This window comes from Miniphocaeibacter massiliensis, assembly GCF_900232905.1.
Taxonomy (GTDB): Bacteria; Bacillota; Clostridia; order Tissierellales; family Peptoniphilaceae; genus Miniphocaeibacter; species Miniphocaeibacter massiliensis.
The window spans coordinates 296,410-310,200 of record NZ_OCTQ01000002.1 but is presented as its reverse complement, the minus strand read 5'-3'; the positions used below and the strand labels follow the sequence as shown (position 1 = coordinate 310,200).

13 protein-coding genes are annotated in these 13,791 nt (G+C 29.3%); 11 read left to right on the top strand and 2 right to left on the bottom strand.

The features are described 5' to 3' along the window. The first annotated feature begins 38 nt into the window (after nucleotides 1–38). From CS899_RS05590 to ptsP, 7 genes are all read left to right on the top strand, one after another. Nucleotides 39–887, top strand: coding sequence for an RluA family pseudouridine synthase (locus tag CS899_RS05590; protein ID WP_164995865.1), 849 nt, complete (start codon nucleotides 39–41; stop codon nucleotides 885–887). Between the two features lie 296 nt (nucleotides 888–1,183). Then, entirely contained in the window at nucleotides 1,184–1,597 is a 414-nt protein-coding gene (locus CS899_RS05585) for a YtxH domain-containing protein (RefSeq protein WP_100065179.1), read from the top strand. An 11-nt stretch (nucleotides 1,598–1,608) separates the two neighbouring features. Beyond that, nucleotides 1,609–2,070, top strand: coding sequence for a DUF948 domain-containing protein (locus CS899_RS05580; RefSeq protein WP_100065178.1), 462 nt, complete (start codon nucleotides 1,609–1,611; stop codon nucleotides 2,068–2,070). A gap of 102 nt (nucleotides 2,071–2,172) precedes the next feature. Then, on the top strand, nucleotides 2,173–3,072 hold the full coding sequence (locus tag CS899_RS05575; RefSeq protein ID WP_164995864.1) for a diacylglycerol/lipid kinase family protein: 900 nt from the start codon (nucleotides 2,173–2,175) through the stop codon (nucleotides 3,070–3,072). Nucleotides 3,073–3,076: 4 nt separating this feature from the next. Further along, the gene (locus tag CS899_RS05570) at nucleotides 3,077–4,084 is read left to right on the top strand and encodes a LacI family DNA-binding transcriptional regulator (RefSeq protein WP_100065176.1); all 1,008 of its coding nucleotides are present in this window, start codon (nucleotides 3,077–3,079) and stop codon (nucleotides 4,082–4,084) included. Between the two features lie 82 nt (nucleotides 4,085–4,166). Beyond that, nucleotides 4,167–4,427 carry an HPr family phosphocarrier protein gene (locus tag CS899_RS05565; protein ID WP_100065175.1) on the top strand — a complete coding sequence of 87 codons (261 nt, stop codon included), beginning with the start codon at nucleotides 4,167–4,169 and terminating at the stop codon, nucleotides 4,425–4,427. A gap of 51 nt (nucleotides 4,428–4,478) precedes the next feature. Beyond that, the gene (ptsP, locus tag CS899_RS05560; RefSeq protein WP_100065174.1) at nucleotides 4,479–6,179 is read left to right on the top strand and encodes a phosphoenolpyruvate--protein phosphotransferase; all 1,701 of its coding nucleotides are present in this window, start codon (nucleotides 4,479–4,481) and stop codon (nucleotides 6,177–6,179) included. Nucleotides 6,180–6,283: 104 nt separating this feature from the next. Here the strand turns inward: ptsP and CS899_RS05555 are convergent, their stop codons facing one another. Then, nucleotides 6,284–7,780: a pyridoxal-phosphate dependent enzyme gene (locus CS899_RS05555; RefSeq protein WP_100065173.1), complete on the bottom strand. Its 1,497-nt coding sequence runs from the start codon at nucleotides 7,778–7,780 to the stop codon at nucleotides 6,284–6,286. A gap of 29 nt (nucleotides 7,781–7,809) precedes the next feature. Continuing rightward, nucleotides 7,810–9,024, bottom strand: a complete 1,215-nt coding sequence (dpaL, locus tag CS899_RS05550) for a diaminopropionate ammonia-lyase (RefSeq protein ID WP_100065172.1) — start codon at nucleotides 9,022–9,024, stop codon at nucleotides 7,810–7,812. Nucleotides 9,025–9,280: 256 nt separating this feature from the next. Here dpaL (CS899_RS05550) and CS899_RS05545 point away from each other — a divergent pair, with 256 nt between their 5' ends. The 4 genes from CS899_RS05545 (at nucleotide 9,281) to dpaL (CS899_RS05530) (ending at nucleotide 13,775) form a co-directional block, all read left to right on the top strand. Then, complete coding sequence (locus CS899_RS05545) at nucleotides 9,281–10,183, top strand: hypothetical protein (protein ID WP_100065171.1); 903 nt, start codon at nucleotides 9,281–9,283, stop codon at nucleotides 10,181–10,183. 2 nt (nucleotides 10,184–10,185) lie between these two features. Continuing rightward, nucleotides 10,186–10,524 carry a winged helix-turn-helix domain-containing protein gene (locus CS899_RS05540; RefSeq protein WP_100065170.1) on the top strand — a complete coding sequence of 113 codons (339 nt, stop codon included), beginning with the start codon at nucleotides 10,186–10,188 and terminating at the stop codon, nucleotides 10,522–10,524. Nucleotides 10,525–10,535: 11 nt separating this feature from the next. Further along, the gene (locus CS899_RS05535) at nucleotides 10,536–12,245 is read left to right on the top strand and encodes a sigma-54-dependent Fis family transcriptional regulator (protein ID WP_207204748.1); all 1,710 of its coding nucleotides are present in this window, start codon (nucleotides 10,536–10,538) and stop codon (nucleotides 12,243–12,245) included. Between the two features lie 315 nt (nucleotides 12,246–12,560). Beyond that, on the top strand, nucleotides 12,561–13,775 hold the full coding sequence (gene dpaL / locus CS899_RS05530) for a diaminopropionate ammonia-lyase (protein ID WP_100065169.1): 1,215 nt from the start codon (nucleotides 12,561–12,563) through the stop codon (nucleotides 13,773–13,775). The last annotated feature ends 16 nt before the right edge of the window (nucleotides 13,776–13,791 follow it).

The following is a 13,791-nucleotide window of genomic DNA, read 5'->3' as shown; positions in this document are numbered from 1 at the left end:
TCATTAGTTCATTATACCAAAACGAGAGGTTAATTTATATGAATCAAAGCTTTTTTTACTTAAAAAATAATGGAAACTTAAAAAAAATAGAAGATATTTTTAAAGACAATATGATTTCAAGAAATCAATTTATAAGTTGCTATAAGAATAAAAAAATATATGTTAATGATAAGATAGTTGGAAGAAATTATAAAGTAGGCAAAGAAGACACTATTAAACTTATTATAGAAATTGAGGAAAATAATTATAAGCCAGTAAAAAATAATATTGAAATTTTGTATGAAAATGAAGATTTGCTGTTAGTGAATAAACCTAGAGGGATTTCAATGACATCGAATGAAGATATTTCTTTAGCTAATTATATATCTTACATATTTAAAATCAAAAATATTTCTTCTAAAATTAGGTATTTAAATAGGCTAGATAGAGATACATCTGGAATAGTTATAGTTTTTAAAAACAAATATATTCAAGGCGTTTTTGAAAATGAGAAAATTAAAAATAATACATTAAAAGAATATACAGGTATAGTAAAAGGTAAGTTAGAGGGAAGAGGAATTATAGAAAAATCGATAATTAGAGAGGGAATAAAAAGTGAAATAAATAATTATGGCAAGTACTCTAAAACAGAATATATTTCTTTAAAAGTAGAAGAAGGTAATACTTTAGTCAGATTTATTTTGCATACAGGTAGAACACACCAAATTAGAGTACACATGGAGAGCATAGGTTATCCGTTACTAGGTGATAATTTATATGGAACAAAAGATAATAAATACGATACATACTTTCTACATTGTTCTAAATACAAGATATATGTAAAAGAGGGGAATGATTTTGAGGATATTTTTTGTAAAGTTCCAAAATACTTTCCAATATATCAATAGAGATTGATTTATAAATTATTGTTTTGTATAATAAATGTATCCTAAGTGTTAGAGCCTGCTCTATTATACCTACGCTTAATATAAGGGACGATGGAAGTTCTTAATTAGATAAAATGCCTCTTTAAGTGGACTTTAGACATTTAAGACAGTCAACCCACCTTCAAATACTGAAGGTTACTAATATTCAGGCTAACACTGGGATAAAGCAACATAGTTGCTTTTTTTTTACAATTATATGATTTATACATTACTTAATAGGGTAAACAATATCCAAGATTATAAAATAGGAGGAAGAAATGAGTCTAGTAGATTATTTAGAAGCTAAAAAAAGAGAAAAAGAAAGACAAGTTAGATGGGAAATTAAAAAGAAACAGTTAGAAACAGCGAGAAAAGTTGCATTAGGAACAGCTGCGGGGGCAATAGTCGGTATAACAGCAGGTGTTTTATTTGCGCCTAAATCAGGAGAAGAAACAAGGCAAGATATAAAAGATTTTGCAAGTGATACAAAAGAAACAGTAAAAGATGGAATTAATACAGCAAAAGACAACATAATATATAAAACAGAAGAGATAGCTGGTGACATTAAAGATAAATACAATGAATTTAAAGAAAGAGGAACTACAGAGCTAGAAAAAGTATCTGATACGGGAAAAAACGTAAAAAATATTGTGAAAGATGCAGCTAAGGATATAAAAGAAGAAGTAGAGTAGGAGAAATATAAATGATGGAAACAATTGAGGTTTTTCAAATTATATTGTATGTATGCCTATCTATTTTAGCAGTAGCATTTGTAATATTTTTGGTAAAGTTAATTAGTACAATTAGTAAGGTTAATACTATAATTGAAAAAAATAGAACTGAAATAGATATTACTATGAGAAAATTACCAGATATAATGGAAAATGTTGAAGGAATAACTGAAAAAACAGATAGACTTATAGGTGATGTTTCTCCAGAGTTTAAAAGTATAACTTCTAGCGTAAATAGAACTATGATAAATGTAGAAGAAACTGTAGAGGATGTAACGAATACTGTAGGAGATATTACAGATACTGTAGATTTTGTTTCTGAAACAGTAACTGATACTGCAGACAATTTAAGAAGTAATATTTTAGGCTATTCAGATTATATTGGATACATAGTAGAAATTATAAATTATGTAAAATCTAAGTTAAAAAAATAAAGAGAGTTTACTCTCTTTATTTTTGATTCTGTGACAAATTTTCGAAATAATTTATTGATAATAATCGCATTATTTGATAATATGCTATTATGTGAGGTAATTGTGAGAAAAATTAAGATAATATATAATCCAACTTCAGGTAGTCAAGGCAATAAGAAAACTATAGATAACATATCTTGTAAATTGTTAGATAAAGGTTATTTAATACAAAAAGTTTATACAACAGGACAAAATAGCGCATATGAAGAAACGATAAAAGCAGATAAAGATGGTTTTGATATTGTAATTGCATGTGGCGGTGATGGAACAGTCAATGAAGTTGTTAACGGATTAGTAAAAGTAAAATCAAATATGAAATTAGGAATATTTCCTCTTGGCACAGTAAACGATTTCGCCTATTATCTAGGTTTAGACACATCCTCGAAAACTTTAACGGAGTTAATAGAAGAAGATGAGTTTATTAATGTAGATATAGGTATAGCTGGAGAAAAAAATTTTATTAATGTGGCAGCAGGTGGATTACTTGCAAATGTAGGTCATGAAACAGCTAAAGGTTCAAAAGCTATGTTTGGTAGGCTAGCATATGTAGCAGAGGGTATAAGAATTATTCCGGATATAATCACAAATGACTTTAATCTTAAATATAAGATTGACGATAAAGAATATGAAGATAATGTATATTTATTTTTAATAGCAAATTCTTCATCTATAGGTGGGTTTAAAAAAGCTGCTCCAAATGCTTCGGTTTCAGATGGATATTTAGATTGTGTTATAATAAAAAGCTTGGATAAGATTACTGACTTAGCACAAGTATTCTTACAAGTTTTATCAGGAGGACATATCAATAATGATGATGTTAGGTACTTTCATGCTAAGAAAATAGAAATGACATCAGATTCATCTATAGAAGTAGATGTCGATGGAGAATATGCAGGCGAATTACCTATGGAATTTAAACTGTCAGATTATAAAGCAAAAGTATTTGCAAATTCAAAGGAGTGAAAAAATGTCATCACCAACAATAAAAGACGTAGCTAAACTGGCAGGAGTTTCAATCTCGACAGTTTCTAGAGTTATGAATGATTCTAAGCCAGTAAGTCCAGAAGCTAGGCGTAAAGTATTAGATGCTATAAAAAAGTTAGACTTTAAACCAAATGAATTAGCGCGTTCTTTGGTTATGAGAAGGTCTAATTTAATAGGTGTAATTGTTAAGGATATAGGTATATCATATATGGCTGAAATGATAAGAGGGATAGAAGAAGTAGGAAGAATGTATAATTATGATATCCTTTTATCAAGTAGCTATGGAGATATAGAACAAGAGAAGAAAATAATAAATTTTATGTTTACAAAGCAAGTAGAAGGAATAGTTTTAATATCAGAAGATGCTAAACCAGAAGTTGTGTACATGCTTAAAAATCAAACTATACCTTTTATACAATTAGATAAATTTTACAATTATAATGAGACATATAGTGTAACTGTAGACTATAAAAAAGCCTCTAAAGAAATGACAGAGTTTTTAATAGAAAAAGGGCATAGTAGAATATTATTTGTAAAAGAATATCAAAATGCTAAAATAGGTCAAGAGAAGTTAAAAGGCTACAAAGAAGCAATGAATGAAAATAAATTTATACCAAAAGAAATTACGGTAACGGGTGTAACAGACAAAGAAGGGTATAAATATGGAGAAGAAATCTGGAGACTAATAGAAGACGAAGAGATTACAGCGGTATTCTTTTCTGAGGATGGTCTAGCAGTAGGTTTCTTAAATTATTGTTATGACAATAATAAAAGAGTACCAGAAGATATATCTGTTGCAGGATTTGGAGATATAAAAGTTGCATCTCTTTATAGACCTAGACTTACTACAGTAAGAGAACCATATTATGATTATGGAGCTGTTGCTATGAGAAAGATAATTAAAAAATTAAAAGATGGTATTAGTATTGAAAAAGGAACAGTTTTACCTAGTAGTATAGTTGAAAGAGAAACTGTTAACGAAATAAAATAAGTTTTGTAATAGATTGATTTTAATAGGTGCGAATGATAAAATCAATAGTGAGTATAAACAAGCTATGTTCAAGGAGGGAAAAATGGTAGAAAAAAATATTGTAGTAAAAAATGAAACGGGGCTACACGCTAGACCTGCTGCGTCTCTTGTGCAATTTGTGAAAAATTTTGACGGAACAGTTGAAATTATAAAAGACGGAAAAACAGCAAACGCTAAAAGTATCTTTAATGTTATGGCTTTAGGAATATCTAAAGGAACTGAAATTACTGTAAGAATAGATGGCGACGACGAACAAGAAAACTTAGATAAATTATTAGAATTTATTGAGAATCTAGCGGATTAATTTTATAATAAGGGATGCTTAATAGCATCCCTTATTTATTTAGGAGGTAATATGTCACAATATAAAATTGGAATAGTCGCTTCAGAAGGTATTGCTATAGGTAAAGCTTATTTATTTATTAAGGAAGATTTAGAAATAAGTAATTTAAAAATAGAAGATAACCAAGTAGATGGTGAAATAGATAAATTTAAAAAAGCAGTAGAAGAATATAGTGAAGAATTAAATAATACTGAAGTTTCAACAGAAACTCAACAGGAAGTTATTAATGCTCATATAGGTATGTTAGATGATCCGTTCTTGTTAGAAACAGTAGAAGAAAAAATTAAAAATAAAATCAATGCTGAAAAAGCTTTAGATGACTCTATAAAAGAAATGGTAACTATGATGCAGTCCTTAGATGATGAATATTTGAGGGAAAGAGCCACAGACTATAAGGATATAGGAGAGAGGTTATTATATAAATTAAAGGGAATAAAGCCTAAAAATTTATCGGATTTACCAGAGGATTCTATAATTGTATCAAAAGAGCTAACGCCAACTGATACTTCATTAATGAACAAAGATAGGGTATTGGGCTTTGCTATGGACCTAGGGGGAAAAACAGCTCATACTTCAATAATAGCTCAAACTTTGGGGATACCAGCATTAGTTGGAATGAAAGATGTATCTTCATCAGTAAAAGAAGGAGATTTTTTAATTTTAGATTGTTATGAAGGCAAACTATATATAAATCCAGAAGAAAACATTATAAAAGAATACAAAGAAAAAGTTGAAGAGATTAAACAAGAAAAAATAAGATTGGAAGCTATTAAATTTAAAGAAGCAATAACAAAAGATAATCATAAAGTAGAAATAGCTTGTAATATAGGTAATATTGAAGATTTAAAATTAGGTTTATCCCAAGGTGCTGAAGGAGTAGGATTATTTAGAACGGAATTTTTGTATATGGAAAATGATCATTTTCCTACAGAAGAAGAACAATTTGAAGTATATAAAGAAGCAGCAGAGATGTTGGATGGAAAGCCTCTTATAATTAGAACTCTAGATATTGGAGGAGATAAGTCTTTATCTTATTTCAAATTTCCTGAAGAAGAAAATCCTTTCTTAGGTTGGAGAGCATTAAGAATTTGTTTTGATATGCCAGAAATTTTTGAAACTCAACTTAAAGCTATATTAAGAGCTTCAGCTTTTGGAAAAGTAAGAATTCTTTTACCTATGGTAATATCTGTAGAAGAAATTAAAAGAGTCAAAGAAATATTAACTAAAGTTAAAGAAAAGTTAAAAAATGAGAATATAGAGTTTGATGAAAATATTGAAGTAGGGATTATGGTTGAAACACCAGCGTCTGTTATTATAGCTGATGACTTAATAAAATATGTTGATTATTTTAGTATAGGAACAAATGACTTAACTCAATATATTTTAGCTGTAGATAGAGGGAATGATAAGATATCTAATCTTTATAACACATATAATCCAGCTGTTTTAAGATCTATAAAACAAGTTATAGAAGCTTCCCATAAGGTGGGAAAATGGACGGGAATGTGTGGAGGATTTGCGGGAGATACTAAAGCTACAAAGTTACTTTTAGGCATGGGATTAGATGAATTTAGTGCTCCAGCTGCAAATATTCCAAAGATGAAAGATATAATAATAAATATTTCTATGGAAGATGCTAAAGAATTTGCAGACAATATTTTAAATATAGAGACTACTTCTGAAATTGAAGAAGTAATAAAAAAAGCCTTATAGTTTTACTATAGGCTTTTTTTATTTAAAATATTAAATTAATGAAAATATTTTTTGCTCTTGAAAACAAATAAAAAAGACAGTCTTAAGACTGTCTTAAATTTGAATTACATTTCATCTATTAAAGCGTTGAATTCGTTAATAACTCTATCGAATTCAGGTCCCATAGTATGAAGTTTAGTCCAGTAATTATCGTAATCATACCATTGAGCATTAAGTTCTTCAGCAGTTTTACCTTGTTGTTCAACCCAAGTATAGTATTTTAAGTTGTGAATTCTTTTCTTGTCAGTGTATCTTAATTCTAACATATTGTCAGTTTTTAAACCAAGAACATGAACGTTATGATCTATTTCAACTTGTTTAGCATCTAATGCTCCTCTTTCAGCATTATACTCTTCTAATCTTGATTGATACATTTCAGCTGAATCAGTACCAACTGTTACGAAGATATCATTTTCAGTTGTTTCAAAGTATTTAGCAGTTTTTATACATGAAATGATATTTGCAGCTCCAGAAATACCGATATATTTAAATTTATCGATAGTATCTTCGTCTACACCTAAACTTCTAAAGTAATCATGTCCTAATGGATCATTAAGAATTCTAAAGAATGATACAGCATCTTCATCGTCAATAGCAGTAACTAAGTTTGAATTTTTAACATTGTGTACCCAAGGAATATGCTTATCACCAATTCCTTCTATTCTGTGATCACCAAATCCATTGTCCAATAAAGTAGGACATTGTAATGCTTCTGAAACTGTGATTTTTGCATTAGGGTGTAAATCTTTAATTTTATCTCCAGCTCCTAAACTTCCACCAGAACCTGAGTTTAAGTTTACTCCAAAGAAGTTAGCTTTATCATTTTTAGCTTTGTAAGATAAGAATAAATCATTCATAGCTTCACCAGTTACTTCATAGTGCCATAAATGATTACCTAATTCAGCAAATTGGTTGAAGATAACTACTCCATCTCCTCTTTCATCTATTAATTCCCAAGTTTTATCGTAAATTTCTTTAACATTTGACTCAGAACCAGAAGTTGCGAATATTTCTCCACCGTAAGTTTTGATTAATTCTTCTAACCAGTCAAATCTTTCTCTACTCATACTTTCAGGAAGTATAGCTATAGATTTACAGCCTAGTAATGCTGCATTAAACGCTCCACCTCTACAGTAGTTACCAGTAGAAGGCCAAACAGCTTCTTGTGTTTTAGGATCAAATTGTCCAGTTACAAGTCTAGGAACTAAACAAGCGAAACTTGCCCCAACTTTATGGCAGCCTGTTGGAAAATATTTTCCAGACATAAATAATATTTTTGATTTAACACCTGAAACAACAGAAGGAATTTCTACATAGTTAGGAAGATCTTGATATAAACCGCCTTCTGCTTTAGGTTCGTTTTTCCAAGAAACTCTATATAGGTTTAGAGGGTTTACGTCCCAAAGACCTACAGTTTTTAATTTTTCTTTAACATCTGCAGGTATTTTAGAAGGATCTTTCATTTGAGCTAAAGTAGGAATTCTAATTCCTCTTTCTTTAGCATACTTAGCAACTTCTTTTCTTTTTTCTTCATTTACTTTTAAATTCAGTAATTCAAACATTGTCTTTCATCTCTCCTTTTATATTTATTTTAATATTTGTTATATTTACCATACCAAACTATGTCTTGGTATGCTGTAACATCGGTATCTCCTTCAGTACTAATGCATAAAACAATAGAATTTTCGTCAAGACCGATTTGATTCTTAATATCTTTTAATTCTTCGTTAATCATTAATTCGTTAGTAAGACCATAGGATACTCCAGCAGATTCTCCAGAAATGAATCTTTTATCATTACCAACAGGATTTGCAGCAAGTCTCATTCCGTTTGCTGATATCCAGTCAGGACAACTTACATATCCATCAGCAAACTCTGAAATTACATCCCAAGCGATTATTCCTGGCTCTCCACATGCAAGCCCTGCCATAATAGTAGGCATATCTCCTGTAACAAAATGTCTTTTTCCATCATTTGCAACAGCAGACTTATAAAAAGCAGCTGCCTCATTAGGCTCTAAGATAATAGTTGTAGGCATATCTTCCTTGCAAAGGTTTGTAATTAGTCCACAAGCACCTCCAGCCATAGCTCCAACGCCTGCTTGTAAAAATGCATGAGTTGGTTTAGGTAAATTATCTCTTTCTATTTGTTGATAAGCTTCAAGGACTAATGCTGAATATCCTTGCATAATCCATTTAGGAATATCTACATAACCTTCCCAAGAAGTATCTTGAACGATAATCCAACCATTTTTATCTGCTTCATCCATTACGAAACGAATAGTATCATCATAGTTTAAGTCTGTAACTATAACTTCTGCTCCTAGAGCTTCTATATTTTTCACTCTATCGGATCCTGATCCTTTAGGCATGAATATTTTTACTTCTTGTTGGAGCATTTGTCCTACCCAAGCAACTCCCCTTCCATGATTGCCATCAGTACAGCTAGCAAAAGTTACATTACCTAATTTTTTTCTTATCTCATCAGAAATCATTCTATCATAAGGAAGTTCTTCAATGGGAATATCCAACTTTTCAGCTATGTAATTACCCATAGCCCATGCAGCTCCTAATCCTTTAAATGAATTGATTCCAAACCTAGAAGATTCATCTTTTACATAAATATTAGATAGACCAAGCCTTTTAGCACTATCTTTTAATTGAACTAAATCTGTTTCAGCGAAGCCATCAAAACTTTTATGAAAATTTAAAGCTTTTTGAATTTCTTTTTCAGTAAAGAATTCAATAGAGCCTTTCATATTAAAGTTCTTATCTTTTTTTTGGGCAATGTACGAAAATTCGCTCATAAAATTATCCTCTCCCTTTTAAGTTTTAAATATTTAGAAATAAATATAGAAAAACATTTTCCTGAATTAAATTATCCTTCTAATTTATTATTTCTTATAATAAATTCTACATGCTATATCAATTTGTGTCAATCATTTTCCGTCAATTAAATCATTGCTTAAAAATAAGTAAAAACACACTGTCGAAATATTACTATTTATTTATTCTTTATGATAAAATTAAGTAAATTATTAAAATGATAAATCAGGAGAGTTTATGGAAAAGTATGAGTATATTAAGGAAATTGAATTCTTTAAAAAATATGGAGAAGGAATAAATGTTTCAGAGATTTCAAAGGATATTTTTGTAATTGAATCTGGAGATAAGAAATTTAGTTTAAGAACATTTCCAATAGATAAATACGGAAGTGTTTTGGATAAAAAAAACAAAATAGATACTTTAATAAAAAGTGGTAGAAAATTATATTCTATATTAGATGCTGGGAAGATATGTAATCTTGGAATTTGTTATAGAATAACAGATTATATTACAGAGGTTAAAAGGTCAGATATAGATAAAGATAATTATGAACTAGGATATTATATTGGCGAAACTATAAAAAAATACCATGAACTATCACATAAAGTTACAGACTTAAAATGGGAAAAAAGTTATAACCATAAAATAAACTATATATTCCACGAATATGGATTATGTGAATATATAGGAGATAAAGATTATATATTAATGGATTATGTAAAGGAAAATAAATACTTGATATTCGACAGAGACACTATAGAGATATTTTCCTTTAATAATATAAGAGATATTCCAGTAGATGATGATGGTAAGATATATTTATTTGGTATACAAGATATTTTTATTGCAGATCCATATTTTGAATTTAAAGATATAAATATAAACTATTATAAAGATGAAGCTTATTCAGCTGGATTAATTGATGGATATTTTGGAGGAAAACCAAGTAGATTATTTTTTAAAACTTTAGCTTTGTATACAATAATAGAAACTTTAGGTAAGGAATTTAAATTTTGCAAAGAAATAAATAATGATGTTGTTATGTTAAAAACTGAAGAATTATCAAGTTATTACAACGATTTTAACAATATATATCCAAATTGGTATGTTGAAATAAAAGAAAAATTGAAAAAGGAGTAAAAATGAAACTAAAGGGAGTAAATAGAATAATCATTGAAAACTTAGAAGGTGACAAAGTATTTGGAAAAGGTCCATATACACTTCTTTTAAAAGTTAGAGAGTTAGGTTCATTAAATAAAGCCGCTCAAGAAATGGGGATGTCTTATAGTAAGGCATTTAATGTTATAAAAAAATGTGAAAAAGCATTTAAAAAGCAATTTATGGAAAGAGAGATAGGTGGAGCTAAAGGGGGAGGTTCTACTTTGACAGAAGATGGATTAAACCTTATAAAAAACTATGAACATATTGTAGAAGAAATGGACAAGAAATTAGAGGAATTATTAGAAGAGATAGATTTTTAAAGGAGAAAAATTTGTTTAAACTTAGTACAATAATAAATTTTGTAGAAAGATATGTAAAAATAATATCTGAAATGATAGATGTTGATGTTGAAGTGGTTGATCATAACTTTGAAAGAATAGCTGGTACAGGAATATTTACAAAAAGATACGAAAGAGTAAATAAAAAAATATACAAAGAGGTTATGGAAACTGGAAAACGCCAAATAATGGATAATCCAGTAGATGATTCGATTTCTAATACTTGTAGAATAAGTGGTTGTGAAAATAACTTTGAAATATCTATTCCTATAATTCTAGATAAGAAAATTATAGGAGTAATTGGTATGATGAGTAATACTAAGGATTCTAGAGAAGAAATAAAAAGCAATCTAAAGAAATATTTGGATTTTTTAGAGCAAGTAGCAGAATTTATAAGTCTAAAAGCATCAGAGAAAAAAGAAGATATGAATAAACAAGCCATGGTTTCTATGTTAGAAATAATAATAAGAAATATGGATGAAGGTGCAATAATAATAGATAATGATGGAAGAGTAAATACAATTAATCGTTCTGCAAAAAAACAATTAGGTATAAATAGAATTATTTCTAACGAAGATATAAAAATAGAGCCAACAGGAGATACTGTTAGTAATAGTAAAGAATATAGAGTTAGAATAGGGAGAAATGTAAATACAGTAATAGGAGATGTATTTGATATACCACAAAATCCCGAATATGATAAAGTTTTATTATTTAGAGACATGAAACAAGTTCAATCAAATATTTATGCTATGACTTCTATCATTAATGCTAAAAGCATAGAAAATATAATAGGAACTAGCGAAAAGACAGAAGAATTAAAGAGAGATATTATAAAAGTTGCAGATTCTACATCTACAGTATTAGTTACTGGAGAAAGTGGAACAGGTAAAGAAATGGTGGCTACAGCGATTTGGCAAAATTCTGATAGAGCCAATAAAAGATTTGTAGCTATAAACTGTGCAGCAATTCCGGAAGCTTTATTAGAAAGTGAATTATTTGGATATGTAAAAGGAGCCTTTACTGGAGCTGATCCAAACGGAAGAATAGGTAAATTTGAACTTGCTAATAATGGTGTTATTTTTTTAGACGAAATAGGTGATATGCCACTTTATCTACAATCGAAACTATTGAGAGTGATACAGGATAGAAAAGTTACGAGAATAGGATCAAATCAAGTAATTCCCTTAAATGTAAGGATAATAGCTGCAACTAATAAAAGTTTAAGAGATATGATAACTGAGAATAAATTTAGGGAAGATCTATATTATAGGTTAAATGTAATACCTATAGATATTCCTCCATTAAGAGAAAGAAAAGGTGACATTGAAGAATTAATTTATCATTTTTTGCATTATTACAGAAAACAATTTAGTAAAAATTTTTATAAAATAGAAGAAGATGCATTAAATATATTAATTAATTATAGTTGGCCTGGTAATGTAAGAGAGCTGGAAAACGCTGTCGAATACATGGTGAATATGATGGAAGGTGGAATAATTACGATACATTCAATACCAAGAAATATAGTTCAATCAAATAAAAAACATAGTAAATACACTGAAAATATCGTACCTTTAGCACATCTGGAAAAAAATGAAATAAGCAAAGCTATAAGTTATTATGGAAATACAACAGAAGGAAAAAGAAAAGCGGCAAAAGCTTTGGGGATTGGAATAGCTACATTGTATAGAAAAATATAAAAATACATAAATAAAAATAATTTTATCAATATGATAAAATTATTTTTATTTATGTTGCAAATCTAACGAAAATCAATGTGAAAAATCTTTATCAATATGATATAATTTATCAATATGATAAAAGCGTTGACAATGTTATTTTAGTATGATTAAATGTTATTGAAAAGGAAATCGATTTAACTAAAAAAGAACATAAAATATTTGCTTTAAAGCCTTTTATATCGTATTATAATTAGTGGACAATAAGGTGCAAGTTGGCACGCAAATTGCATATAAATAAATGAGAATTCAAGTTATTATGAAAGGATGAAATTAATGCAAAACACTTATCAAATTGCTACTTTAGCAAATAAAGAAGATAAAACTTCTCTTAGTTTCTTAAGCGAAAGAGTAGCAAAGCAAACAGTTAAGTTCCACTCAAGTTTCAAAGAATACGAACCAACTCCACTACATCGATTAAAAGGGTTGGCAGAATATTTAGGAGTTAAAGATATTTTCTTGAAAGATGAATCTTTCAGATTTGGTCTTAATGCTTTTAAAGTACTAGGAGGAAGTTACGCTGTTGTTAAATATATAGCTGACAAACTAGGTAAAACTGTAGATGAATTACCATATGAAGTTTTAATTTCTGAAGAAACTAGAAAAGAAATTGGAGAATTGACATTTGTTACAGCTACTGATGGTAATCATGGTAGAGGAATAGCTTGGACTGCGAACAAATTAAAACAAAAAGCGGTAGTATTTATGCCTAAAGGAAGTACTCAAGAGAGGGCTGAAAATATAAGGGCGGAGAATGCTACTTGTGAAATATTAGAAGGAAACTATGATGATTGTGTAAGATATGCAAACCAAATGGCTGAAGAAAAAGGCTGGATTATGGTGCAAGATACAGCGTGGGAAGGCTATGAAGATATACCGACTTGGATAATGCAAGGTTACTTAACAATGGCTTATGAAGCATATTTACAATTAACTTTAGCAGCTACTAAACCAACTCATGTATTCTTACAAGCAGGAGTAGGATCTATGGCTTCAGCGGTAACGGGATTTTTTGCTTCTATATACGAAGATGAAAGACCAATAGTTACAATAGTAGAGCCAAATAAGGCAGATTGTTTATTTAGATCAGCTAAGTCTGGTGGAATAACATTTGTAACAGGTTCAATGGAAACTATAATGGCAGGTCTCGCTTGTGGAGAACCATGTACTATAGGATGGGATGTTATAAGATCATATACAAAGCATTTCTTATCAGTGCCTGATTCAGCAGCGGCTCATGGAATGAGAATATTAGGAAATCCTATAAAAGGAGATCCAGATATAATTTCAGGAGAAAGTGGAGCAGTTACTATGGGAGTTGTTTCACAATTGATGTATAGAGATGATTTAAAAGAAATTAAAGAAGAAATAGGTTTAAATGAAGACTCAATAATCTTGTGTATAAGCACTGAAGGTAATACTGATGCTTTAAGATATAGAGAACTAGTTTGGAATGGTTTATATCCAAATGATGAAAACTTGAAAAAATAATCTGATTTTGGATTAT

What these genes read in the sequence shown, in the direction of transcription:
- dpaL (WP_100065172.1), bottom strand. Translation starts at nt 9,024, where the DNA reads ATGAGCGAATTTTCGTACATTGCCCAAAAAAAAGATAAGAACTTTAAT.
- CS899_RS05555 (WP_100065173.1), bottom strand. Translation starts at nt 7,780, where the DNA reads ATGTTTGAATTACTGAATTTAAAAGTAAATGAAGAAAAAAGAAAAGAA.
- CS899_RS05585 (WP_100065179.1), top strand. Translation starts at nt 1,184, where the DNA reads ATGAGTCTAGTAGATTATTTAGAAGCTAAAAAAAGAGAAAAAGAAAGA.
- ptsP (WP_100065174.1), top strand. Translation starts at nt 4,479, where the DNA reads ATGTCACAATATAAAATTGGAATAGTCGCTTCAGAAGGTATTGCTATA.
- CS899_RS05580 (WP_100065178.1), top strand. Translation starts at nt 1,609, where the DNA reads ATGATGGAAACAATTGAGGTTTTTCAAATTATATTGTATGTATGCCTA.
- CS899_RS05540 (WP_100065170.1), top strand. Translation starts at nt 10,186, where the DNA reads ATGAAACTAAAGGGAGTAAATAGAATAATCATTGAAAACTTAGAAGGT.
- CS899_RS05570 (WP_100065176.1), top strand. Translation starts at nt 3,077, where the DNA reads ATGTCATCACCAACAATAAAAGACGTAGCTAAACTGGCAGGAGTTTCA.
- CS899_RS05565 (WP_100065175.1), top strand. Translation starts at nt 4,167, where the DNA reads ATGGTAGAAAAAAATATTGTAGTAAAAAATGAAACGGGGCTACACGCT.
- CS899_RS05590 (WP_164995865.1), top strand. Translation starts at nt 39, where the DNA reads ATGAATCAAAGCTTTTTTTACTTAAAAAATAATGGAAACTTAAAAAAA.
- CS899_RS05545 (WP_100065171.1), top strand. Translation starts at nt 9,281, where the DNA reads ATGGAAAAGTATGAGTATATTAAGGAAATTGAATTCTTTAAAAAATAT.
- dpaL (WP_100065169.1), top strand. Translation starts at nt 12,561, where the DNA reads ATGCAAAACACTTATCAAATTGCTACTTTAGCAAATAAAGAAGATAAA.